21 protein-coding genes, 1 tRNA gene and 1 pseudogene are annotated in these 23,710 nt (G+C 35.0%); 10 read left to right on the forward strand and 13 right to left on the reverse strand.

What is annotated here, in order from left to right:
• Positions 1-49 precede the first annotated feature (49 nt).
• Together CYAN10605_RS03280 and CYAN10605_RS03285 are read right to left on the reverse strand one after the other, a co-directional pair.
• On the reverse strand, positions 50-445 hold the full coding sequence (locus CYAN10605_RS03280; RefSeq protein WP_015218519.1) for an ArsR/SmtB family transcription factor: 396 nt from the start codon (positions 443-445) through the stop codon (positions 50-52).
• Between the two features lie 58 nt (positions 446-503).
• Positions 504-1,016: a gamma carbonic anhydrase family protein gene (locus CYAN10605_RS03285; RefSeq protein WP_015218520.1), complete on the reverse strand. Its 513-nt coding sequence runs from the start codon at positions 1,014-1,016 to the stop codon at positions 504-506.
• Between the two features lie 524 nt (positions 1,017-1,540).
• On the opposite strand from CYAN10605_RS03285, the gene CYAN10605_RS03290 reads away from it, so the two are divergent.
• Together CYAN10605_RS03290 and CYAN10605_RS03295 are read left to right on the forward strand one after the other, a co-directional pair.
• Positions 1,541-2,143 carry a GNAT family N-acetyltransferase gene (locus CYAN10605_RS03290; protein WP_133117766.1) on the forward strand — a complete coding sequence of 201 codons (603 nt, stop codon included), beginning with the start codon at positions 1,541-1,543 and terminating at the stop codon, positions 2,141-2,143.
• A complete protein-coding gene (locus tag CYAN10605_RS03295) occupies positions 2,140-2,595 on the forward strand; it encodes a hypothetical protein (RefSeq protein WP_015218522.1) in 456 nt (151 codons plus the stop codon). Before CYAN10605_RS03290 ends, CYAN10605_RS03295 begins: the two co-directional genes overlap by 4 nt.
• Here the strand turns inward: CYAN10605_RS03295 and CYAN10605_RS03300 are convergent.
• The 7 genes and pseudogenes from CYAN10605_RS03300 to CYAN10605_RS19260 form a co-directional block, all read right to left on the reverse strand.
• Positions 2,582-3,850: a pentapeptide repeat-containing protein gene (locus CYAN10605_RS03300; RefSeq protein WP_015218523.1), complete on the reverse strand. Its 1,269-nt coding sequence runs from the start codon at positions 3,848-3,850 to the stop codon at positions 2,582-2,584. The genes CYAN10605_RS03295 and CYAN10605_RS03300 overlap by 14 nt on opposite strands.
• Positions 3,851-3,976: 126 nt before the next feature.
• A complete protein-coding gene (locus CYAN10605_RS03305) occupies positions 3,977-4,234 on the reverse strand; it encodes a DUF2442 domain-containing protein (RefSeq protein ID WP_015218524.1) in 258 nt (85 codons plus the stop codon).
• Positions 4,218-4,451 (reverse strand): annotated as a pseudogene (locus CYAN10605_RS18045) (DUF4160 domain-containing protein). The gene CYAN10605_RS03305 and the pseudogene CYAN10605_RS18045 overlap by 17 nt, the downstream one beginning before the upstream one ends.
• 317 nt (positions 4,452-4,768) lie before the next feature.
• Positions 4,769-5,815: a D-alanine--D-alanine ligase family protein gene (locus CYAN10605_RS03310; protein ID WP_015218525.1), complete on the reverse strand. Its 1,047-nt coding sequence runs from the start codon at positions 5,813-5,815 to the stop codon at positions 4,769-4,771.
• A 172-nt stretch (positions 5,816-5,987) separates the two neighbouring features.
• Positions 5,988-7,436 carry an Asp-tRNA(Asn)/Glu-tRNA(Gln) amidotransferase subunit GatA gene (gene gatA, locus CYAN10605_RS03315; protein ID WP_015218526.1) on the reverse strand — a complete coding sequence of 483 codons (1,449 nt, stop codon included), beginning with the start codon at positions 7,434-7,436 and terminating at the stop codon, positions 5,988-5,990.
• Positions 7,437-7,536: 100 nt separating this feature from the next.
• Positions 7,537-8,379, reverse strand: coding sequence for a DMT family transporter (locus tag CYAN10605_RS03320; RefSeq protein WP_015218527.1), 843 nt, complete (start codon positions 8,377-8,379; stop codon positions 7,537-7,539).
• A 137-nt stretch (positions 8,380-8,516) separates the two neighbouring features.
• Positions 8,517-8,642, reverse strand: coding sequence for a hypothetical protein (locus tag CYAN10605_RS19260; protein ID WP_277422492.1), 126 nt, complete (start codon positions 8,640-8,642; stop codon positions 8,517-8,519).
• A gap of 423 nt (positions 8,643-9,065) precedes the next feature.
• Between CYAN10605_RS19260 and hpnJ the strand changes: the two genes are divergently transcribed.
• Positions 9,066-10,496 (forward strand): hopanoid biosynthesis associated radical SAM protein HpnJ, encoded by a 1,431-nt coding sequence (gene hpnJ / locus CYAN10605_RS03325; protein WP_015218528.1) that lies wholly within the window; start codon positions 9,066-9,068, stop codon positions 10,494-10,496.
• A 462-nt stretch (positions 10,497-10,958) separates the two neighbouring features.
• Here hpnJ and CYAN10605_RS03330 read toward each other — a convergent pair.
• Positions 10,959-11,040: transfer RNA gene (locus tag CYAN10605_RS03330), tRNA-Leu, on the reverse strand.
• Positions 11,019-11,885 (reverse strand): M48 family metallopeptidase, encoded by an 867-nt coding sequence (locus tag CYAN10605_RS18050; protein WP_015218529.1) that lies wholly within the window; start codon positions 11,883-11,885, stop codon positions 11,019-11,021. The genes CYAN10605_RS03330 and CYAN10605_RS18050 overlap by 22 nt, the downstream gene beginning before the upstream one ends.
• 263 nt (positions 11,886-12,148) lie before the next feature.
• Here CYAN10605_RS18050 and CYAN10605_RS03335 point away from each other — a divergent pair, with 263 nt between their 5' ends.
• The 4 genes from CYAN10605_RS03335 (at position 12,149) to CYAN10605_RS03350 (ending at position 15,696) form a co-directional block, all read left to right on the forward strand.
• On the forward strand, positions 12,149-12,481 hold the full coding sequence (locus tag CYAN10605_RS03335; protein ID WP_015218530.1) for a hypothetical protein: 333 nt from the start codon (positions 12,149-12,151) through the stop codon (positions 12,479-12,481).
• Positions 12,482-12,981: 500 nt separating this feature from the next.
• The gene (locus CYAN10605_RS03340; protein ID WP_015218531.1) at positions 12,982-13,563 is read left to right on the forward strand and encodes a hypothetical protein; all 582 of its coding nucleotides are present in this window, start codon (positions 12,982-12,984) and stop codon (positions 13,561-13,563) included.
• Between the two features lie 204 nt (positions 13,564-13,767).
• Positions 13,768-14,895 carry a hypothetical protein gene (locus CYAN10605_RS03345; protein ID WP_015218532.1) on the forward strand — a complete coding sequence of 376 codons (1,128 nt, stop codon included), beginning with the start codon at positions 13,768-13,770 and terminating at the stop codon, positions 14,893-14,895.
• Between the two features lie 54 nt (positions 14,896-14,949).
• Complete coding sequence (locus tag CYAN10605_RS03350) at positions 14,950-15,696, forward strand: RibD family protein (RefSeq protein ID WP_015218533.1); 747 nt, start codon at positions 14,950-14,952, stop codon at positions 15,694-15,696.
• A gap of 430 nt (positions 15,697-16,126) precedes the next feature.
• Here CYAN10605_RS03350 and polA read toward each other — a convergent pair whose 3' ends face one another.
• Positions 16,127-19,039 (reverse strand): DNA polymerase I, encoded by a 2,913-nt coding sequence (gene polA / locus CYAN10605_RS03355; RefSeq protein ID WP_015218534.1) that lies wholly within the window; start codon positions 19,037-19,039, stop codon positions 16,127-16,129.
• Positions 19,040-19,559: 520 nt separating this feature from the next.
• Here polA and CYAN10605_RS03360 point away from each other — a divergent pair.
• Together CYAN10605_RS03360 and cysH are read left to right on the forward strand one after the other, a co-directional pair.
• Complete coding sequence (locus CYAN10605_RS03360; protein WP_015218535.1) at positions 19,560-21,008, forward strand: LCP family protein; 1,449 nt, start codon at positions 19,560-19,562, stop codon at positions 21,006-21,008.
• 377 nt (positions 21,009-21,385) lie between these two features.
• Complete coding sequence (cysH, locus tag CYAN10605_RS03365) at positions 21,386-22,144, forward strand: phosphoadenosine phosphosulfate reductase (RefSeq protein ID WP_015218536.1); 759 nt, start codon at positions 21,386-21,388, stop codon at positions 22,142-22,144.
• A gap of 261 nt (positions 22,145-22,405) precedes the next feature.
• Here cysH and CYAN10605_RS03370 read toward each other — a convergent pair whose 3' ends face one another.
• A complete protein-coding gene (locus tag CYAN10605_RS03370; RefSeq protein ID WP_015218537.1) occupies positions 22,406-22,720 on the reverse strand; it encodes a P-II family nitrogen regulator in 315 nt (104 codons plus the stop codon).
• A gap of 499 nt (positions 22,721-23,219) precedes the next feature.
• On the opposite strand from CYAN10605_RS03370, the gene CYAN10605_RS03375 reads away from it, so the two are divergent.
• The gene (locus CYAN10605_RS03375) at positions 23,220-23,462 is read left to right on the forward strand and encodes a hypothetical protein (RefSeq protein ID WP_015218538.1); all 243 of its coding nucleotides are present in this window, start codon (positions 23,220-23,222) and stop codon (positions 23,460-23,462) included.
• The last annotated feature ends 248 nt before the right edge of the window (positions 23,463-23,710 follow it).

Here is a 23,710-nt window from a genome sequence, read left to right on the forward strand (position 1 = left end):
GGGGTTTGTCCTTTTCACCATCACTTTTTTTTTATTTAGCTTTTAATCGTTAATCCGTTTCGTCTAAATGCTCCGCCACAGAAGAGTACAATTCCAAAACATGATGATCTAAAAGACGATAAAAAACTTTACGCCCTCGTTTCTGATAAGAGACTAAACGCATTGCTTTTAAGGTGCGCAGTTGATGAGAAACTGCTGATTCTGTCATATCTAATGTTGCGGCTAAGTCACAAACACATAATTCTTGTTTAGCTAAAACGGAAAGAATTCTTAAACGATTGGGGTCTCCGAGTAGACTGAAAAACTCAGCCATTTTTTGTGCTTTTTCAGAGCTTAAAATTTGTCCTTTGAATGTATCGATAAACTCTGAGTCAAGGGAGTGAGGGGTGCAAGGAATTAAATCTTCTTTTATTGTATTAGTATTTATTTTATCTGATACCTTCATTCTCTCTGATTGGGATTGGTTTATTTTATATTATTCTAACCTCTTTTAAGGTTAGCCCTTAACAAAAACCTTTATCGGAAGTTTTTCCAGCATGATATAAACCTAATTGATAGTATTTAAGAGCGTGTTGAATTAAGTTTTGGGTTTCTTCTTCGTTCACATCTCTAATTTTTTTTGCTGGAATGCCAACCATTAAAGAATGAGACGGAACATCTTTTGTTACAACACATCCAGCTCCTATAATTGAACCTTCTCCTACAGTTACTCCATTTAAAATAATTGCTCCAATACCAATTAAACAACCCTTCTTGATATGGGCAGAATGAATAACTGCCCTATGGCCAACGGTAACATAATCTTCTAGGATGGTTTCTTGGTGAGGATCTCCGTGTATAATAGCTCCATCTTGAATGTTAGTGTAAGCCCCTATTTTTATTTTTTCTACATCTCCTCTAACCACAGCAGAATACCAAATACTTGCTCCTTCCCCAATAGTTACTTGCCCCATAACTGAGGCATTCTCTGCTATAAAAGCGGCTTGGGTAAAACTATTGATATTTAGTTGTTTCATGTAGTACCTGTGAGATTAATGGGTTACAAGATGATAAGATAAAATCTATTTAACAATAAGTTTTCTTTGAGTGAGTGATTATTCAAGAGAAACCTAATCTGATTGTCTCACAATGGCGTGAGTTTCGTCGATAAATAGATCTAAATTAAATAAAAAAAGTTCGTAGTTGCCTCTTGAGGGGCTGAAAACGTTCTTGAAATTAGGGCTTCAGCCCTAACTACTAACTGAGCCTATTTTACGTTTAACTAAGTGACGTTATTTAGTCATAGCTTGAGTTATTTATTGTTTTTGTCAAAATCTGTTGATTTAAACTCAGAACCCCGTAACGCTTGCGAAACAAGAGCCTCGAAATCTCCTAACTCTGAACTCTGGTTCACTATTCTCTTTTATTTCCTCAGTGAGTATAGAATAAAAAAGATAATTAGTTATTACTGTAAGAAAAAATAAATTATATTGATAGCTTGCAGTTTATGACTTTTAATTATTGTTATTTTATCTTTTACTTACTTTGATATTATCTGATTGTGCAATCATCTTGGTTTGAGTATCCAAAATTATTTTTTAATCCTATGAGGGATTATGCCCCTTCCCCTACTATCTTTCGTCAAGCAACTTTAGATGATGTGGAAGGAATTGCAGAGGTTTTGACTTTAAGTTTTAATCATTTTAATGAGGTTACTTTTTGGGTTTATCCTTTAATAAAAATTGGTGTCTGTCAAGATTTACGCAAACGCCTACAAAATAATGAGAAAGAAAATATTTGCCTAATTGCTGTTTTTATTAACAATACTGAGGGAAAGGTTAATCAGGAAATTTTAGGTACTGTTGAACTGTCTTTTCGAGAAAACTATCGTTGGGCAAAAAAAGAAAAATATGCCTATATTGCCAATTTAGCAGTACGAGAAAATTGTCGTCGTCAAGGTATTGCTAGTCAATTATTGTCTCGCTGTGAACAAATTGCCCAGGAAAATAATTATTCTCATGTTTATCTTCATGTTTTAGCTAGTAATCATAAAGCCCGAAAGTTATATCTCAATAATGGCTATACTATTCAACAGGTAGAAACGGATTTATTTAGTTTATTTATACCTAGCCAACGGCGTTTACTACTGACTAAATCTTTATGAATGGCACTGAATGCGATCGCATCCAAGAAAATAGTTTAGAACAATTTTTGAAACATAAACAACTTTTAGTGATTAATCCTCGGAAAAAAAATGGTTTAATTCTAATTAAGACCTATTATGCTGAATTTGCAGGACCGGGGGCAATTATTGGGGGATGTTTTGATCAAGACTTAGTTAATGCGATTCCCGTTGGTAATTTATCTTTAATTCAAGCCAGTAATTTTCAGGAAAGACAAAGGGCATATTTAATCCGCCGACAATGGGTTAAACTGATCAAACAAATAACAGATAACCCCATCCCTCGCCAAAGAGCGCAGGTAATACTTAATCAATTTGAGCATTGGTTTGATTCAGAAACGGCAGAAAAAGTTAGTGATGAAGTTTTTGCTTCCATCGTGGGTGTTTTTCCCGAAACCATTAAAAAAGCAAGAGATTTAGTTAATCGTCTTTAGCATCTTCACTTTCTAGGTTTTCTTGTTGACGACGAGAGGCAGTTAAACAGTCAGGAATACCTAAACAACCCCCCGGAATAGTTGAGCGAGTATATTCTCCACCCCAACAACAGCAATAATAACGATTCTCCTCACTCAGATTTTTCACCCCTGTGAAATTAACTTTTTCAATTACCGCCCCTGTATATTCTCCAGTTTCAAAATTAGGAGCTTGGGTACGACTACGAGGACTAGCACTATGAAAATCACCATAAAATAAGCGAACTCCTTTCATATCCGCCCCTTGTAAATCTGCCTCATAAAGAATGGTACGAGCTAAATTGGTTTTGACTAAATCTGCCTTGCTTAAATCGGTGCGTACCATATTAGCCTCACTTAAATCAGTCCAACGTAAATCTTGTCCCATTAAATTACATCCTGCCAACACTACTCCTAAATTAATTACCCTCATACCAAACTCTCTATCCTCTGCATAACCACCAGAACCATCTAAAATAGGTCTTCCTAGGTGACTATCTCTTTTTAAAGGGGTAATTAAACGAGAACGAGATAAAAACCTTAAAATTTTTGCCTTTCCTGAACCATCCACACTACTTAAAATAGCGGCGGTTCGACCTTCTGCGATCGCTCTTTCTTGAGGCCAATCTTCTAATAAGCCATCAGGTCCTAAAACCAATTCAGAAAGCCCTTGAAAATAAGCATCTATGGTTTGCTGTTGAGTAATACGATTTTGTTGAATGGTTAAATCTTTAGAAATTACATACTGTTGCCATGCCACATAAACCGCTAAAACTGCGATCATAATTTGCCCTAAAGCCCCTACCCAATCGGCCCAAGAACCAAATTCATCATATTTAAACTGATTTAACCAATTACCTACTGCGTGATAAACCCCTAAATAATTAAACAGAATCAAGGATGCGAGAATTAAACCCACCACCCCCACAACAGTTTGTCTTTCTTGAGGAGTAAGAAAAAACCGAATCCATTGGATTATATACGGTATTACTTGAACTAAAGCAAGAGAAAAAGCCACAATAGACCCAATTACCCCTAACCAACTATTATCAAGTAAAATTCCCGCAAAAGAAATACCTAAACCAATGAGAATTTTTCCCGAATGTGAGGTTTTTGGTCTTTTTACATAGGTTAACTGTTTGGGAGGTATCAGAGTAGAATTAGAGTTATTATTTTCTATTTCTGAATTATTTTTGTCTAAAGATACATTTATTTCCTCTGATTGATGATCGTTCATTTTTTACTTAATACTACGGCTAATTTTCTCTCCTAAAGATACAAAGAGAGCAAGGGTATTTTAACAGTTTTTTATTCTCGAAATTCAAGCATCTTAAAGTCAAATTAACTTGAACTTAATTTGTTGTTATTGTTTTTTATAATCGGGCGAAATTGCCCCTCTTAATAAGCCTTCTACACTAATATCTTCGTCTATTTCCTCCCAATGAATACCATAGCCTCTTCCACATATTTGCCAATTATTTAATTGTTGTTTACTAACATTAAATAAACGGGGAAAGCATGCCAATGGTGCTTTTATTGTGCGTCCATTCATAATTTCTACTGCTAAATCATCATCATCTATGATGACATTTTTAACTCTTAAGTCAACTAAAATACTCATTCCATGCCTCCAAAAACATAATTTTATTTGATTCTACCATTGCTTGTATTTTTCGTAATTCTTTTCCTGAAAATCCAATGTTTCTCGCTAAAAAGACAGGAGATAACTAAAATTTTGCCGATAAATTGTCTTTGTCCACATGAATACGAGGAGGCTCATTTGGTTCATGACTATAAAAATAAAAACGATAACCTTTATATCTTAAGATAGTTGGCATTTTAACATAACCTCAGTTCGGTTTAAGAATATCGGAAAAGGATAGGTGTCAGGTGTCAGGTTTCAGGTTACAGGTGTTAAAGTGATGAGAGGATGCGAGGGGAAGTAGGGGCTTGGGGTTTTGGGGTGTAACGTCAGTTCGGGTTAAGGCCATTTTATTCTTATTTCTAAGAAGCTATAAGGTTTTCTGACCACAAGATAATGCTTTCAGCTTATCCAAAACTCAGGTTAACATAAATAGAAAGACATAGTCTTTATCATATTTTAGGCACTACAGGTGATGGTGGGTTGAATATTATTCAACCCCGACAGTAATGGTTAATTATTTTGTGCTAAGGTAATCAACTTATCCAATAGTTGAGGAAAACCGATGCCAGATGCTTCCCATAATTTGGGATACATACTCAACGCAGTAAAGCCGGGTAAAGTATTGATTTCATTGATTAATACTTCTCCTGTTTCGGGTATATAGAAAAAGTCAACCCTACTTAATCCCCTTGAATCTACCGCTAAAAAGGCTTTTATTGCCATTTCTCTGATGGTTTCACTAATATTGTTGGGAATATCAGCCGGAATGATCAAACTGGCTAATCCGTCAGTATATTTGGTCGTATAATCATAAAAATCGGCATTATAGGTAATTTCTCCTACCACAGAGGCACTAGGGTTATCATTACCTAAGACTGCACACTCTACCTCTCTTGCTTTCACTCCTGCTTCTACTATCACCCTACGATCCAAATTAGCGGCCTCGTCTAAGGCTTTTTCTAATTCTGCTCTATTTTTAGCTTTACTAATACCCACCGATGAGCCTAAATTGGCAGGTTTTACAAAACAAGGATAACCTAATTCAGCTTCGAGGCGATCGCACACTTTAGGAAATACGCAAGGACTAGAAAATATTTCACTGCGATTAACGGCGATATATTTAACTTGGGGTAAACCTGCACAGGCAAAAGCGTTTTTCATGGCGATTTTGTCCATTCCAACGGCTGAACCTAAAACCCCGGCACCCACGAAGGGAACTTCCATGAGAGTGAGTAAACCTTGTACTGTACCATCCTCACCATTAGGACCATGCAAAATCGGGAAAAAAACTTCTATTTCACCACATTCTTCAGGAAAATGCCAATTTTTCTTAGTATCTTTTTCCACTGGTTTGGGTTCACCACTTTTTAAAATACCTTCCGCTACTTCTTTACCCCACCAATTACCTGCTTGGTCAATATATAAGGGTATGACCTCATATTTTTCTCTATTTTCTTCCACTGAAAACCCAAGGGCGATCGCCCTTGCAGAGGTAATAGAAACTTGATGTTCGCCAGATTTGCCACCGAATAATAAACCGATTTTTAATTTTGTCATTTTTAATTAACTGTCGTGCGTTTAAATTGATTGCTTAAGGTAGGGAATGGGGAATAGGCAACAGGCAATAATCAAAGTGTAGAATGTAGAGCAAAAAAACTCTCCCCACTCTCTACTCCCCTACTTTTAAAAACTCCCTACTCCATAAGGGTTGAATATATTCAACCCCTATTTACAAACTAGGATTTTGATTGTGCCAATCAGTTACTTGTTGATAAGCATAACCCACCTTAAATAAAACATCTTCTCTCAAAACATTGCCAATTAATTGCATCCCGATGGGTAAATTATTCTCATCAAAACCGCAAGGAAGACTCATCCCGGGTAAACCGGCTAAATTAACAGGAATAGTCATTAAATCAGATAAATACATACTAAGGGGATCATCAGTTTTTTCTCCAGCTTTAAATGCAGTAGTGGGAGAAGTCGGAGAAATTAACACGTCCACATCGTGAAAAGCGTTGTCAAAGTCTTGCTTAATTAAAGTTCTCACTTTTTGGGCTTTGAGGTAATAAGCATCGTAATAACCAGCCGATAGAGCATAAGTACCAAGCATAATCCGACGTTTCACTTCCGCACCAAAACCCTTTGCCCTAGTTTTGGTGTACATTTCTAAAAGATTATCCGCAGACTCGTCTCTAATGCCGTATTTAACCGCATCGTAACGGGCAAGGTTAGCACTGGCTTCTGAAGGGGCAATAATGTAATAAATAGGCAAACCGTAGCGAAAACGAGGGCAAGAAATTTCTTTCACCTGCGCCCCTAATTTTTCTAATTCTTTAATTGCCTGATTGACTTTTTCGGCGACGATATTATCTAAACCATCGGAATAGGTTTCTTTGATTACCCCTACTTTTAAGCCTTTTAAATCTGTAGCAAATGATTGGGTATAGTCGGGGATTTCCACATTTAAACTGGTGGAGTCCTTACTATCATAACCTGCGATCGCGCCTAAAAGAATCGCCGTATCTTCCACTGTATGAGCAAAAGGGCCAATTTGATCCAAAGAGGAGGCATAAGCCACTAAACCGAAGCGAGAAACCAAGCCATAGGTCGGTTTTAACCCCACTACCCCACAGAAAGAAGCAGGTTGACGAATTGAGCCTCCAGTATCCGAACCGAGGGAGACAACACACTCATCCGCAGAAACCGCCGCCGCCGAACCACCAGACGAACCACCCGGCACTCTTTCAATATCCCAAGGATTAGCTGTGACTTGATAGCCAGAGTTTTCCGTAGAACTTCCCATGGCAAACTCATCTAAATTAGTTTTACCAACAATTACCGCCCCTTGATCCCTTAATTTTTGGGTAACAGTGGATTCATAACTAGGGATAAAGTTTTCTAAAATTCTGGAGGCACAAGTGGTAGGAATGCCTTTTGTGGACATATTATCTTTAATGGCGATGGGAATACCTGCTAAAACGCCAATTTCTTCACCACTAGCAACCTTTTCATCCACTTGTTTCGCTGTTTCTAAGGCTAAATCTGAGGTGACACATAAAAAACTTTTTAATTTTGGCTCTAATTCACCAATACGTTGTAAATATTCTTGAGTAATCTCAACGGCGGAGCGTTCTTTATTTTTAATCTGTTGATGTAATTTTTTTATAGAGGTCATGAATAATTTTTCTACTGTAGGTTATTTATAATTATTATTCAATGATTGTTGCTGAATTAACAATTAGAAATCAAGAATTAAACTAAACATTTCCGAAAACTTAAGTTTGAGACAAAGTTACCACTCCTAATAAAATACAAGAAATACCAATCCATCTACCTTTGCTTATTTTTTCATGTAAGATGTATTTAGCTGATATGATAGTAATAAGATAACCAACTGCACTGGCAGGTCTAACAAAACTTAGATCATCCCAACTTAGTAGAGAAAGAAACAGTAAAAGTGCGATCGCCTGACAAGAAACCCCTATAATAATATAAAGGTTGGTAAAAATTCCTACTACCCAACGAAAAATATCCTCCACAGCAAATTTTTTGAGGGTTGCGATTTGTCTCATTCCTTTGGCGTTTAATAAATCCCCCATACTATCTGCTAACACCATCACAATAACTCCTAACCAAACAGTAGGTAGAAAGACACCACTAGAAATAAATGCAAATACGGGGCTTACTTTATCCTTCGGTGTAACAGTGACATGAGAAGATAATTGTTTTAATTTTTTTTTCTCTCGATACTGACTATAACCAACGATAAAAACCCCCACAGAAATAAAACCTGTAGCAAACCAACGTAAAAAAGAGACATTTTCCCCTAAAATTAACCATGCAAGTAAGGCATTACAGATATAACTAGAAGCATGAATCGGCAAAACATAGCTTAAATCCATTTTAGATACGGCAAATAGATAGATAAACCAAGAAATAGTAAGACTACCTAAACCAAAATAAAAAAAAGGGGATGTAAATAAATAGTAAATGACATCAATGATGACATTTGGAGCGAAAGACGTTATTTCTCCATGAATTTTCATTGCTTCACTCAGGCAAACATCTCCCAAAACCTGAGTTATTACTAAAATTGTTAAGATTAGGGTATTTAACACCTTTTACAAAAATTTGAGACGATTTTTTATTTTACGGCATTGCCCCGCAATTCTCGTCTTTGGAATAAAAAATAACTGTAACAAATTACGGTGAATTATTTAGAGAGTGGAAAAAGATACAATTTTGCTAAGAAAAGTTAACAAACCACCGTCAAAACCTCAAAAATTCCTAAAAAATTTATGTTTAAAGTATTAAGACGGCTATTGATGGAAGTATTCGCTTGAAAATCAGTACCTAAAAGTCTGTATTGCGGAGTTTCCATAGATAGGGATGAATGTAGTGCAAAATTAATCAAAAAAGTGGGGTTGGGCATCGCCTCACTCAAAAATGCTTGAGGGCTTTTGCCTTTAAGAAGCCCACGCCATAAATTTTTAATTTTGGCATTGGGAGTATATCACTATTGTTTAGCATTTTAGTGGCATGATAAATCATCGGCTTTTTCTATTAAATACGAGTATATGTTTGCGTAACTCTTTGTATATTAATTAGCTACCAATTTTCTCATGCTCTAACTTTAATCTCTAAATTCTCTTATTTCCCCAGTAAACTCAAACATAAATCGTCTTATCTAAGATTTGTCTCTTCGATTAAGGTATATTTTTGATTAACAATTCTTGTAAATTTGCTCAGAATTGGTAGAAATTGTATTTAATACTTTTATTACAACAATAAATACTTGTTGACTATGAAAAAAACTTTATTTTTAAACCCTCCTTCCTTTGATGGTTTTGATGGTGGTGCAGGTGCGAGGTATCAAGCAAAACGAGAAATAACTTCTTTTTGGTATCCCACATGGTTGGCACAACCTGCCGCTTTAGTAACTGGTAGTAAATTAATTGATGCCCCTCCTCATAATCAAACAGTAGAAGATGTGCTGAAAATAGCCTCTGATTACGAATTGGTTATTATGCACACTAGCACCCCCTCTTTAGCTAATGATGTTAAATGTGCTGAAGCTATTAAAGCTCAAAATCGGGATATTGTCATTGGTTTTATTGGCGCCCATGTGGCAGTTTTACCCGAAAAAACTTTAGTCGATAATCCCGTTTTAGATTTTGTATGTCGTAACGAATTTGATTATACTTGCAAAGAGATTGCAGAAGGTAAAGATTTTAGTGAGATTAAAGGCTTAAGTTATCGAGATCAAAACGGTAATATTATTCATAATCAAGAAAGAGAGTTAATTCATGATTGGGATGCTATGCCCAGTGTTTTGCCTATTTATGCACAACATTTAAACATCAAAAAATATTTTATCGGTTATTTACTGCATCCTTATATTTCTTTTTATACTGGTAGAGGTTGCCCTGCTAAATGTAGTTTTTGCTTATGGCCTCAAACTATTGGTGGACATAATTATCGAGCCAAGTCACCAGAAGCAGTGGGCAAAGAAATGGAAATGGCAAAGAGTCTTTTCGGAGATTCTGTGAGGGAGTATATGTTTGATGATGATACTTTTACGATTGATAAGCAAAGAGCGATCGCAATTAGTGAGCATTTGAAAAAATTAAAGTTAACATGGAGTTGTAATGCCCGTGCCAATTTAGACTATGATACCCTCAAACAACTTAGAGATAATGGCTTAAGACTTTTGCTAGTAGGATTTGAATCAGGTAACCAGCAAATTCTTGATGGTATTCGCAAGGGTATTAAACTAGAAGTTGCCCGTAAATTTATGGAAAATTGTCGTAAATTAGGTATCAAAGTTCATGGTACATTCATTATCGGACTACCCAATGAGAATCGAGAAACCATCGAAGAAACCATCCGTTTTGCTTGTGAAGTCAATCCTCATACCATTCAAGTATCCATTGCCGCCCCTTATCCCGGTACAGAATTATATCGTCAGGCATTAGAAAATAACTGGTTTAGTAAGGAAAATTTGATTTCGGAGTTTGGTATTCAAACATCAACATTAGCCTATCCTAATCTTTCTTCTGCCCAAATTGAGGATGCAGTTGAGCAGATGTATAGAAAGTTTTATTTTCGCCCTCAAGCTATTATTCCCATTGTTACGGAAATGTTAACGGATACACAGATGTTAAGAAGAAGACTTAGAGAGGGTAAAGAGTTTTTTGCTTACCTAAAGGAGAGAAAAGAAAAAGCACCCATTTGAATCTGAGCTATCTTTTCATTTTCTTATTTTTGGTTATGAGGTGGTAAACCACTTCTTAACATGGTGGGCATTAGCCCATTCTAAATTTATTGATATATTTCGGAGTTGATGAAAATTTTGTGTCAGGAGACTATGCCGTAGGCAACAGCCCAAGATAACTATAATATCAGGTTCGCTTAAACAGTTATGATTAAATATCTGGGCGTTGATGGATTAAGCTATTATTTTTAGTTTAGATCAGGAATAGGGAATAGATGCTTTTGCACTGATAATAATATTTTTAGTGTTAAATATTTTGAGCAATTCAGCAATATTTCACGCCACAATTAGGTAAACCCAGTATCTGCTTATAATTTAAAAATAATTTAAAATACGGAATTTTTTTATAGGTAATTATCCGAATTTGGTATCAAATATAGTAAGAGCACATATAAAGCACTATCCTATGAGAAATACAGAAAATGGGCAGAGCGAGACTCGAACTCGCATGACCGAAGTCGCCACATTTTGAGTGTGGTGCGTCTACCAATTTCGCCATCCGCCCTGACGATCACTTCCACTATTATAACTTATTCTTTTTTGATTGAGCAACTGATCATACTCAGGAGAATTAGACCATTTTTCTACTTCTTTTGCTCTTATAATCGGCAATGGATGGGTTAACTGAGCGGTTTGAGTTTCTTGTAAGAGTCTTCCTAACTCATTATTACTCATCATTCTATAGTCTTTTACCTGCTCCATAAAAGCAGATAAATTCAACTTAGATGCCAAATTCGGTGAACCTCCAGCTAGTTTCATCAACACGGACATAACAATTTCTGGTTTTTGTACTACTAATAAAGCACTGCGATCGCAGCTAAATTCAGCACAACGAACCCACTGTAATAACTGACTTTGTAGAGATTGAGCCACCAATGTTCCCCAAGAGGGGATTAATCCCGCCGCCAACACCATAATATTAGCCAAAGAAAGATATACCCCATGCTCACACTTTAAATGTCCCAACTCATGAGCAATGACAGCCTTAATTTCTTCAGGATTGAGTAAATCAAGCAAGGATGTATGAATAACAATAAAAGGTTTTTGACCACGAATAGCTAAAGTATAAGCATTCGGCACAGGATTTTGTTGAATGTATAATTGAGGCTTTTCTACATCCAAAATTTCACAGGCAGAAATGAGTAAATCATGCAAATCAGGTAGTTGTTTTTCTGAAATACGAATACTTGAAGCGATATTATTAAGATAAAAAAAATCTTCCGCAATACCTCCTAAAAAACCCCTAATAGCTAAATCTAAACCGGGAAGTTGCTTAAGTCTATTTGTTGCTTCCAAGTCCAAAGGATGACGAAAATGATCCGCCTTTAACCCGATTAATTTTACCGTCATGGTCAACAATTACTTTTATTTTTTCTTTATATCCTAACATTGTCAATGGAAATTCAGAGAGAAATCATCATCATTTCTAAACTTATGACTAAACTTGAGTCAATTTATATTTCATTCTGATCACTTTTATGTAATAATGTATAGTAAATGTTTGTAAATTTTCTTGCAAATATCTGGCTATTTTTTCAGTAATACATTACCCTAGTATTACTAATACTCAATGTCACAAAATTTAATGTCTAGTATAGTTTAGAGGAAAAAAAATGCGTCCTAACAGAACCTCCACCACCCAAATGGAAGTCACCAGTATCCGTTTGGAAAAAACCCTTAAAGATAGTTTAAAATCTTTATCTGGTAGTCAAGGTTATCAAACATTAATTCGAGATATTCTTTGGAATTATGTACAGCAAAAGTCTGGAGAATACCGTCCTAATTTTTCAAAAACTGATATTCGCTCTACTGTTGCGGCAACTGCTAGAAAAGACGAAAGTTGCGTCCTAACAGGTAAGCTAATTCCCGAAGGTGAAGAAATGCTTTTAGCTTTAACCATTCACGGTGATTTTGTCCCTGTTTCTGTAGATGCAATGAAAGAATAGGGCATTATTTAGGAATTAGGAATACAAAAGGGCAAGGGGCAAGGGGCAAACCCCCCTTTATCCCCAGGGCTGTTTCATTTTCGAGAAAAAAGAGCGGGAGATAAGGGGAGAGGGAGATGGGGGGATTTTTGACTTGCAGATTTTAAGTAAGAATAAAAAATATTGAAACAATCAATTAATCATAATAAATTATCAAAACTAATTACTCATTGCTCGTTACTTATTACTCCCTCTTAAACAAAGATTTTAGTATGAAACAGCCCTGCCCTTTATCCCCCCTCGAGAGGGAGAGGGCAAACGTAAATAGTTGACAATTAATCACTTCTAACACCCCTGTACGAGCGAATGGCCATTCGCCCCTAACTAACTCCTAACCCCGAACTCCGAACTCAGATATTGCTTATCTTCTGATGAATGACACAAATTTTAAATCCTAGGTATCATGAAAATGTAATAATGTAGGAATAATCATAAAATTTCCTTTACCTTTTCTATTAATCATGTCTATTAAACAATCAGATTATGAAACGGTGTTGGCTGACTATAGCAGTCGCAAAAGAGTTGTCTCTTTATTAGGGATGTATAGGGAATACTTAGAAATGATTCCTAGTATGAGAAGACCCACAGAAAGTGTTATTACAATACCTCTTCCCCTCGCAAAAGTAAGAAATTTAAAAACCGTTTCTGGAGATTGTTTAAGTTCGGTGGGTACGGATGAAATCACACCTATTCCCTGCGATTTAGCAATTTTAATGTGTGATCCTGAATGGAAGATTAAGATAGGGGTAGAAATTTTAGTGTTTATTCATCGCCCCCAAGAAGATTTTTCGGATTTACTAAGACGCTGGCGCCAATCTCAAATTTATTTAAACAAAGAATATGAGTGGATTATGCCAAAGACAGAAGAACATATGTTTAGTGATTTAGCAGAAGAAATTAGACCTTTATTTGTGGTTTTTTCTCAAACTCCAGAAAGAATTAAAAAGGGTTTATTGGGGGCAAATCTTCCTTATGTAGAATATATTCCTGAAGTTCCTAGCGATGACCCTGAATTTATCCCTTCTACCATGAAAAATAACTAGGAACTATTAGACATCTCCAACAATTTTCAAAATAAGGGCTTTAGCCCTAACTACGAGCCTATATTAATATTTTCTGGGGATGTCTATTATACTAACTAAGACAGTAAAAGATACTACTAGGGGTGGGTAATGCTTGAGCAAACTTTTTAAAATCCTCAAGTTATCTCCTGTCAAGTATCTCTATCAATAACAATTGTATTAATAATGTTTAATAATATATTTGCCATTGGCAAAGAAAAGAAGAATGATAGTCAAGTTTCACAAAACACAGATGATTCTATACAGGAAAATGAGGAGCTAAAACCAGTTAAATCGAAAGGTTTATCAATACAAAAACAAAGGGAAGAACAAATAAAAAGAAAGAAAATAATCATCAAATATTTTGGCAAGTCTTTACTCAATTTACAGCTAGAAACAGGCATTTGGACACCAGTTTATATTGTTGATTTATATGAAGTAGATTTTTCACAAAATCAAGAAGATTATGCACCTTTAATTGACAATGCTTTAAATGAGTGTTTTGAAATTCATAAACAGAAATTAAGACAAAAAATTTATCGTGAGTCTTTTAATTTACAACCCGGAGAATTATTGATTGTTGCGAAGGAAATAGAAGGGGAAATATTTTTATCATGTAAAAAATTCCCTTACAATATTGAGAAATTAATAGAACTTCTTAATTGTGGTTTTTTTACTTCTCATACTCATCAATTATTTTTTTTACGATATTTTGTTCCCCCTATACCAGATGATTTATATAAATTCGATCGCATCTCTATTCCTTCTAAATTTGAGCTAGTTATTAGAAAAATTATTCATTACTGCGATCGCACTTTTACTACAGATAATTTACCCTATAAAAAATGGGAAAATTTAATCAATAATTTGCACGTATTAGGAATGATTATAAAATTTCCCGATAGAGAAGAAACCGTCACAATAGATGCACTTTTTACAGAAGACTATAGTAATATTGGCTACCATCGTTTAAAAGTTGAAGAAATCGTAAAAGATACTATCGACAAAAATCCCATTGTTATACCCTTATTTATTCTTTTATTAGCTTTCTTTTGTAGCGATAAACATGATAGTAAAATCTTTTCTTACCATTATTTATTTTCTCCTACAGGCATCACGAAAAAAAAATCAATGGAGCGGGGACAACTTTCTTTTTTTAAACTTTTTAATGAACTTTTAGACGAATCTTTACTGCCTAATCAATTTCGTAAATGTATGTCAACTATCTATTATGAAGCATTTATTTTACATCAATATGAAATAGAAGATTTATTGTTTAAGTATAGAGAAAAATACAAACAAAAAGCTAAGTAAATAATTATTTAATTTCATAATAAATTTGGTTTATTAATCATAGAATATTTTCAGATGACTAATCGTTCAAAACCTCATATTACTGCGATTATTGCCACGAGTTTAAATGGTAAAATCAGTACTGATGTCAATACCAGAGCAAAATTCACCTCTGTTAATGACTTTCATCACTTAGAAACTCAAGTATCTTTGTGCGATGCGGTAATTTTCGGAGCAAATACTCTCCGTGCTTATGGTACAAGTTTATCAATCAAAGACCCAAAATTAATAAAAGAAAGACAAGCAAGACACCAACAGCCTCAACCTTTGCATATAGTTTGCTCACCCTCTGGTAATCTTAAACCTGATTGGGCTTTTTTTTCCCAACCGATACCTCGTGGTTTAATTACCACTAAAGAGGGATTAAATACATGGCATGAAAATATAAATACTTTTCCCAATTGCAATAATGATATTCAATATTCATCAAAAGAAGGTGAAAAATCTTATTTTCAGAATATTTTTATCTCAGAATCATCAATAATTAATTGGCACTTTATTCTTGATAATTTACAAAATATGAACATTAATAAAATTGCCATTTTGGGAGGAGAAAAATTAATAACTTCTTTTTTAAAAGATAAATTAATTGATGATTTATGGATAACTATTTGTCCTTTATTAATATTAAACAGTAAAGCTCCTAATTTTTGCTCAACTTTTTTAGATGAGAATATGCACTCAATAATTTCTCTGCAATTATTAGAAGTGATAAATATTAAAGAAGAAATCTTTATTCACTATACTGTTGATTATTTATAACAAGATTATTGATTAATTTGGTTCTTCTACAGTGGTTATGATAAATTAATAAAAAATAACTTCCATAACCTTTATTGAATAGTGTTTATAGTAAAATAAAAATTAAAAGTTTATAAATTATTATTTAATAATCCCCTATTGCCTATTGCTTCTTGCCTATTGCCTCTTGCCTCTTGCCTACCTTAACTAATAATTTACACGACGAGAAGTGATAGAGCCATTAATTTTTGATTTGCTAATTTATTTGGTTCTTCAGAGTGTGGTTATGATAAATTAAGGGAAACAGGACTTCCATAACCTTTATTGAATGGTGTTTATAGTAAAACAAAAACTAAAAATTTATAAATTATTATTTAATATATTGCCTCTTGCCTCTTGCCTCTTGCCTACCCTAACTAATAATTTACACGATGAGAAGTGATAGAGCCACTTATTTTGCTTCCATCCAATTATTACCCGTGTGAATATCTACTAATAAAGGTATTTTCAAGGATAACACATTCTCCATTGCTTCCTTAATTTTGAAACTCAAATCATCAACTTTTTCTAAGGGTAATTCAAACACTAATTCATCATGAACTTGTAATAATAAATTACCCTCTTCTTCAGCTAAAATTTTATTCACTTCTATCATGGCTAATTTAATTATATCTGCACTAGAACCCTGAATTGGTGCATTAGCGGCAGATCTTAACATTTGTATGGTTTGATAGTTAAAGTTAAAATCGGATAATTCAAAGGAGTTAATATCAGTATTGATTAATTTTTCTGCCTCTCTATCATTAAAATAAAAATATCTTCTTCTTCCTAAAATAGTAGTGACGTAACCATTAACTAAAGCCTCTTTTTTCTGGTTTTCTAAGTAATTGAAAATATTAGCATATTTTTCTCTATATATATCGATAAATTTTTGAGCCGTTGCTGTCTTTACTCCTGTTTCTCTGGAAAACTTTTGTGCACCCATGCCATAGATTACACCAAAATTAATCGTTTTTCCTAAGTTTCTTTCTTCTGGGGTAATATCTTCTTTTTCGAGTAATAATTTAGCGGTAACGGTATGAATGTCTTGATTATTTTGATAAGCAGATATTAAAATGGGTTCATTACTTAAATGAGCTAAAATTCTTAATTCAATTTGAGAATAATCTGCACTTAAAAATACCCAGTTTGATTGTGGAATAAAGGCTTTACGAATTTGTCGAGAAAAAGCGGTGCGAATAGGTATATTTTGTAAATTGGGATTGGATGAAGAAAGTCGGCCCGTAGCAGTCACGGTTTGATTATAATTGGTGTGTAGTCTTTGGGTTTTTTGATTAACTAAAGTGGGTAAGGTATCCACATAGGTAGATTTTAATTTCGCTAAGGTGCGATGTTGTAAAATTAAGTCGATGATGGGATGATCTCCTTTTAGTTTTTCTAATACGGCTTGATTGGTAGAATAGCCTGTTTTTGTCTTACTACTTTTTCTTTTATTTAAGCCTAATTTTTCAAATAATAATTCACTCATTTGTTTAGGAGATGCAAGGTTAAATTCTTCTCCCGCTTCTTCATAGGCTTCTGTTTCAATAGTTAGTAATTCTGAGTCAACTTCTTTGGCTAATTCTTGCAGATATTCACTGTCAATTAATACTCCTATTTGTTCCATTTGGGCTAAAATGGGTTCTAGTTTTAATTCCAGTTCAAATACTTTTTTAAGTGACGGAATTCTCTCTAATTCAGTGGTTAAAATCTCGGTTAAATGAAATGTTGCCAATACATCTAAGGCACAATAATTAGCTGTTTTTTCTATCGGTAAATCTGCTATAGTTTGCTTTTTATCTAAGCCTAAATTTTCATAATCTTGGGCAATAAATTCACAGCCATATTTGATACATAAGTTACTTAATTTGTGACTTTCTTCGGGTTGTAAAACGTAACTAGCTAGCATAGTGTCGCAGACAATACCTGTAATTTCTATACCATTATTCAGAAAGATGAGGCGATCGAACTTTGCATTATGGAAGGTTTTTTGATATTCTGTAGAGTTTAAAATAGGCTCTAATTTTGTCTGAATAATATCTAAAGTTAACTGTTTTCCTTCTTTATGATGTAGAGGAATATAGGCAGTATCTTTGAGAGTTTTTCCCCAACAACAACCAATTCCTACTAAGTTAGCGGTAAGAGTATCAAGGGAGTCAGTTTCGGTATCCCAAGCGGTAATTTTTGCCTGTTTTATATTGTTGATTAGGGTCTCTAATTTTTCTATATTATCAACAATTAAAGTATCTATTGACTGAGAATTATTATTAGTTTCTGAGTTACTTTCCCCCTTTACTAAGGGGGGATTAAAGGAGGATAACTGTTGCCTATCTTTACCTATATCTTTTACTCCTTTCCCGATAGTAAATAGAGATAATTGCCCATTATTTTCTGTCAGATTATCTAATATTCTACCCCCTAACTTCTCTTGAATTTGATTAATTTGTTTGACGAAGCTATTTAATTCTAAGGTTTGTAAGAGGGGGATTATTTCTTGATTATTAAATCCTGTTAGTTGCAAATCATCTAAGGATATTTCTAAGTTAATATCTGTGACTATTTTTGCTAAAAATTGGGAGTGTTGAGCGTCTTTTTCTCCGTTAATTAGTTTAGTTTTCACCGCAGATTTAATATTATCTAAGTTGTGATAAACGTTATCTAATGTCTCATATTCTGCTAAAAGATTACTAGCAATTTTCTCTCCAATCCCTAAAACTCCGGGTATGCAATCTGATTTATCGCCGCATAATGCTTTAAAATCGACAATTTGCGATGGTTTTACCTTCATTTTGGTAAACACTTCTTCTTCTTTATAAGTGCTATATTTTCCGATATTTTTCTCTAAATATAAGACGCTTATTTCTTTTTCATCATCTACTAATTGAAATAAATCTCGATCGCCGCTTAAAATTTTAACTTGACAATGGGATTTTACTGCTTGGGTGGCTAATGTGCCGATAACATCATCAGCTTCATAACCAACGGCGGTGACTATCTGAATATTTAAAGCCTTTAACAAAATCTGTAAATTATTCACATCCTCAATAAAATCATCAGGAGCAGGAGTTCGATCGCCCTTATAATTACTATCAGCAGTGTGGCGAAAAGTAGCTTCTTTCAAGTCAAAGGCAACGGCTACATATTGGGGTTGATAGTCGCTAATGATGGTAAAGAGGGAATTAAGAAACCCGAAACAAACACTTGTAGGAATACCTGTGGAAGTACGCAACGCCCCCTTTTTGGCTTTAGCTAGGGCATAATAGGCACGATATGCAAGGGAATGTCCATCTACTATTAATAATAAGGGGCGATCGCTTTTTGTCATCAGATTCTATGGAAACAACAGAAACTATATTATAGTTGCTAAAAGGATAATGAGTGGAAGTTCGGAGTTAGTTAGGAGCGAATGGTCATTTGCCCGTACAGGAGTTCAGAGAGTTTACTTTCGGCTCTTACATTCCCTTCTGTCGTGAACGGGATTTTTAATTTTTAATTAACCTGAGTTTTGGATAAGCTGAAAGCATTATCTCGTGGTCAGAAAACCTTATATCTTCTTAGAAATAAGAATAAAATGGCCTTAACCCCTTAACCCGAACTGACGTTACACCCCAAAACCCCAAGCCCCTACTTCCCCTCTCATCCTCTCATCACTTGAACACCTGCAACCTGAAACCTGACACCTGACACCTATCCTTTTCCGATATTCTTAAACCGAACTGAGGTTAATTATTTACCTTTGCCCTTTCCCTGTTGCCTATTCCCTTTTCTTAAAACCTTAATTACATAATCGGTTATTATGGTGAAAAACAATCCCAATTTTTTAGATTAAGTGTGTGAGGATACCCATGTCAGAGGGAAAAAGTAAGCGTCAATCTAATCAATATCAGCATCAAAATAACAGTAAAAAAGAATCTTCTCTCAAATTTAATCCTCGTTGGTTATTCTTAGGTTTTGGCTTTAGTGCGATCGCAGTTGTTTCTGCTAGTGTAGGAGCATTATTAGCCCTATCTCTCTCTAAAACACCCTTAAGACAAGCCCAATTAACTCCCGCCGAAGAAGCTGTTTTTAATCAGGAAGAAACTGTTACTTTTGATAGCCTACAAATTCCTAAATTAAGTCGTCCCGTTAATATTCTTGTACTAGGAATTAAAGTTTTAACCTCTGATGTACCAGAACAAGCCCACCCTGACGTTGGTTATCATGCTTTAGTTAATTCTTTTGAAGGACTATCAGACAGTATGTTACTTTTAAGGTTCGATCCAGAAAAAGATAACGTAGTAGTGCTTTCTATTCCTCGTGACACCAAAACTCTTATACCTCAAAGGGGAGTTACTAAAATTAACGAAGCCAATGCTTTAGGAGGTCCCGCTTTAGCGGCTGAGTCTGTAAGTAATCTCTTAGATGACGTTAGTGTAGATCGCTACATTAGAATTAATATTCAGGGAGTAGAAAAGCTGATTGACGCTTTAGGGGGATTAAATATTTATGTACCCGAAAATATGAAATATACAGATCATAGTCAACATTTGTATATTGATCTTAAACAGGGACAACAACATTTAGACGGTGAAAAAGCGATTCAATTTTTACGTTTCCGCTATGACGCTTATGGTGATATAGGTAGAGTCCAAAGACAACAAAGTTTTATGCGTGCTTTAGTTGAACAAACTTTAAGTCCTCGTACCATCCTCAGAATGCCCGATATTCTCAATGTAGTGCGATCGCATCTTGATACCAACTTAACCACCAATGAATTGATTGCACTAGCTGCCTTTGCCGCTCAAAAAAATCGTTCTGATGTCAAAATGGTAATGTTACCCGGAGACTTTAACACCCCCGGAGAGGGAGAATTGAGTTATTGGCTACCGAATCATGACAAAATCAGTGAAGTTATGGCACAACACTTTGAAGTCGGTTCTAATTATTTTTCTGCCAATTATCAATCAGATTCTCATAACCTTAAAATTGCCGTACAAAGTACCAAAGATGATCAAGAAGTAGCCCAGAAAATTGTACAATATCTAAAAGACAATGGCTATTCTCGTGCTTACTTTAGCTATAACTATTATCCTCATAACCTACCAGAAACAAAAATTATTGCTCAACAAGGAGATAACCTTGCCGCCGCCCAACTAAGAGCAGATTTAGGAGTGGGAGAAGTGGTGGTTGAAAGCACTGGAGTCATTAATTCAGATGTTACCATCCAAGTGGGTAGCGATTGGTCTAGGTCCCATGCTAATCCTGCCAATGATAATGACAATAATGAAAACAACTTTCAAACTATCTCTTATTAACTGAAGGGAAGAGTTAAAAGGGCAAGGGGCAAAGGGCAAAACCCCCTTTATCCCCCCTCTCGAGGGGGGAGGGCAAAACTGTTTTATTAATACTAACCCTAACACCCCACCCCCTAAACAGAAGGGAAGACACACAGGGGTTTTGCTAAATCTGCTATCACTACTGAACAACTTTATATCGAACTCAAGTTAAAATATAAGCTATAATTTCAGAAAAAATTGAGTTTGACCTATAAAAATGCTTTGGTATTAATTCCCAAAAAACTACGTCATAGTTTCTCATGTGATGATAAGATGATGTCATATATCCTTGGCTGTTGCCTTCCCTCAAAGGACAAAGAGAAGACTAAGATTACCATAAACTATCAATAAAGCCAGTGTATCAATTACCTAACACCCATTTTGAGCTAGATTTAAAAAATATCAATGAGAAATTAGCCCAAGCAAACGCCAGTCAAATAGTGTCATGGGCAAAAGCAGAATTTGGTTCGCATTTAGTCTTAAGTACCAGTTTCGGCATTCAGTCGGCGGTGATGTTGCATCTAGTAACTCAAGTAGTGCCTGATATTCCTGTCATCTGGATTGACACAGGGTATTTACCGAAAGAAACTTATTTATTTGCCGAAGAATTAACCAATAAATTAAATCTTAATTTGAAAGTTTACCAATCCCATTTAACCCCCGCAAGAATGGAAGCAATTTATGGCAAATTATGGGAGAAAAAAGACGTTGAATCCCTCAATTTATATGATCGTATTCGTAAAGTTGAACCCATGCAACGAGCTTTAAAAGAGTTATCTGCCAAGGCTTGGTTAGCTGGATTAAGACAAAATCAAACTCAATTTCGCAAACAATTAGGTTATGTTAATCAACAGGGTGAACAGTATAAAATTTTACCTATTTTGCGTTGGAATTCCAGAGATGTTTATGAATATTTAAAAGAATACAACTTACCCTATCATCCTTACTTTGATCAAGGTTATGTCACCGTGGGAGATTGGCACTCTAGTCGTCCTCTTTCGGTAGATGATGATCATGAAAGAGATACCCGTTTCCATGGTTTAAAACAAGAATGCGGTTTACACTTACCCACTAGCAAGGAAGAGGCACAAAGTTTAGACTCAAGTCAACTCTAGCTATTTCATAAAAAAATCTGGCGTCGCTGACTTTAGGTATGATTCCCTATTTAGATGGGCAATAGACAATGATGATAATATCCTTATATCTTAAGATCGAGTGAGACTAAAATGCGCTTATATTACAAATAAGTAACGCCAAAAATCTTCATTGTTGTCCTAACCCTAAAAATGGTCAAAAATCATTAAACCTGACACCTACTACCTGTAACTTGCCACCTTTTACTTAGTTTTTATGTATTAGTGCAAGATGTTGAAAAATCAGAACTTATGTGCGTATAGGACTTCAGCCTCACAAATATAAATGATACCCGAATAGTCATTAAAAAACTGTGCGGCAACTTCATCTGAAATCTTCAATGCCATCTCTCGATTGGCGGTGAGGACTTCTATTTTTATATTTGAGTAGGTGTCAGAAACGCTAGGTTGTCCTGATGAGCGAACGTTGCGACTGCCTTTACCGCCAGCGGCTACCACCGTATAACCGGAAGCTCCGGCTGCATCGATGATCTTGGCGATCGGTTTTAGCAGTAACTTTTCCGTGACGATGACGAGCTTACTGGCTTGCTGAGTCATGTAGATTACCTCTTGATGTATATACTCATTAAACTAAATAGAAACGTAAGAAAATGACAACATTGTGCAACACCTTATAGTTTCAAGTGGACGAAGGGAATACCCTCATTTTTGTGTACACATTGTCTAACAATAGTGTGTGTCGTTGTCATGTTAAGCACTCTAACAGAACATTTATTGATCAGTCAAGAGGAGACATAGGCATAAAAATCGGATTTATAGCATAAGTTTTTATTATCAATAGGCTTAATAAGTCTGAGGCAATTTTTGGCGAAAAATGTTGCTTGTTAATGACAGGGTGCATATACTAAAAATAATGCTAATCACTTAAATCATAGATTTATATCTATAAAAATGGTTTAAAAAAGCAAAAAAATAGAACTATTGTTCTAACTCTTGATTCAATACCTTACAGATGAGTTTTTAATAGGTATTAATTTTGAGGTAAATAAGCATACAGCTTGTAGTCTATACAAAAAAACAGCTTGGAGCAAAAAAAATGAATAATTTTGAATCGAGACACTCACAGCCAAAGTTGAATAATGACGAGGGGTGGGTAGTGCAAGTATATGGCAGTAATCGCCGTTTGCTTTGTGTTTTAGAACCTTCTCACGGTTGGATTTTTCTGATTGGTTGTGGTTTTGGTTTACTGCTGTCAATAATTTGGTTTAATGTCGCTCGTTATAGTCCTTCTTTAGATACTGCTCCACCAGTGGATTCAGCACCATTGCAAGTGGATTAGGATTTTCTCAGGATAAGGGAAACATTTTCAATAAGACTATTCATTGAAAAGAACAATCGCAATTTACTTTAGCTAAAGGGAGGAATTATACAAAAGAAAAACTTATCATTCAAATCAGATATTGCGTTCTAAATTGGTGTCAAAGAGAGCAACAATCTGGACATTCTACGATAGAATTAACTGCATGATTTAAAAAAAACAATAGATTATAGTCTATAAAAATAGCTCCTCTTTTGAGGAGGCAGAAG

Origin of the sequence: Cyanobacterium aponinum PCC 10605 (genome assembly GCF_000317675.1) — a bacterium.
In the GTDB taxonomy this organism is placed as follows: domain Bacteria; phylum Cyanobacteriota; class Cyanobacteriia; order Cyanobacteriales; family Cyanobacteriaceae; genus PCC-10605.

What these genes read in the sequence shown, in the direction of transcription:
- CYAN10605_RS03280 (WP_015218519.1), bottom strand. Translation starts at nt 445, where the DNA reads ATGAAGGTATCAGATAAAATAAATACTAATACAATAAAAGAAGATTTA.
- CYAN10605_RS03285 (WP_015218520.1), bottom strand. Translation starts at nt 1,016, where the DNA reads ATGAAACAACTAAATATCAATAGTTTTACCCAAGCCGCTTTTATAGCA.
- CYAN10605_RS03295 (WP_015218522.1), top strand. Translation starts at nt 2,140, where the DNA reads ATGAATGGCACTGAATGCGATCGCATCCAAGAAAATAGTTTAGAACAA.
- CYAN10605_RS03300 (WP_015218523.1), bottom strand. Translation starts at nt 3,850, where the DNA reads ATGAACGATCATCAATCAGAGGAAATAAATGTATCTTTAGACAAAAAT.
- CYAN10605_RS03305 (WP_015218524.1), bottom strand. Translation starts at nt 4,234, where the DNA reads ATGAGTATTTTAGTTGACTTAAGAGTTAAAAATGTCATCATAGATGAT.
- CYAN10605_RS03310 (WP_015218525.1), bottom strand. Translation starts at nt 5,815, where the DNA reads ATGACAAAATTAAAAATCGGTTTATTATTCGGTGGCAAATCTGGCGAA.
- gatA (WP_015218526.1), bottom strand. Translation starts at nt 7,436, where the DNA reads ATGACCTCTATAAAAAAATTACATCAACAGATTAAAAATAAAGAACGC.
- CYAN10605_RS19260 (WP_277422492.1), bottom strand. Translation starts at nt 8,642, where the DNA reads ATGGAAACTCCGCAATACAGACTTTTAGGTACTGATTTTCAAGCGAAT.
- hpnJ (WP_015218528.1), top strand. Translation starts at nt 9,066, where the DNA reads ATGAAAAAAACTTTATTTTTAAACCCTCCTTCCTTTGATGGTTTTGAT.
- CYAN10605_RS18050 (WP_015218529.1), bottom strand. Translation starts at nt 11,885, where the DNA reads ATGACGGTAAAATTAATCGGGTTAAAGGCGGATCATTTTCGTCATCCT.
- CYAN10605_RS03335 (WP_015218530.1), top strand. Translation starts at nt 12,149, where the DNA reads ATGCGTCCTAACAGAACCTCCACCACCCAAATGGAAGTCACCAGTATC.
- CYAN10605_RS03340 (WP_015218531.1), top strand. Translation starts at nt 12,982, where the DNA reads ATGTCTATTAAACAATCAGATTATGAAACGGTGTTGGCTGACTATAGC.
- CYAN10605_RS03345 (WP_015218532.1), top strand. Translation starts at nt 13,768, where the DNA reads ATGTTTAATAATATATTTGCCATTGGCAAAGAAAAGAAGAATGATAGT.
- CYAN10605_RS03350 (WP_015218533.1), top strand. Translation starts at nt 14,950, where the DNA reads ATGACTAATCGTTCAAAACCTCATATTACTGCGATTATTGCCACGAGT.
- polA (WP_015218534.1), bottom strand. Translation starts at nt 19,039, where the DNA reads ATGACAAAAAGCGATCGCCCCTTATTATTAATAGTAGATGGACATTCC.
- CYAN10605_RS03360 (WP_015218535.1), top strand. Translation starts at nt 19,560, where the DNA reads ATGTCAGAGGGAAAAAGTAAGCGTCAATCTAATCAATATCAGCATCAA.
- CYAN10605_RS03370 (WP_015218537.1), bottom strand. Translation starts at nt 22,720, where the DNA reads ATGACTCAGCAAGCCAGTAAGCTCGTCATCGTCACGGAAAAGTTACTG.
- CYAN10605_RS03375 (WP_015218538.1), top strand. Translation starts at nt 23,220, where the DNA reads ATGAATAATTTTGAATCGAGACACTCACAGCCAAAGTTGAATAATGAC.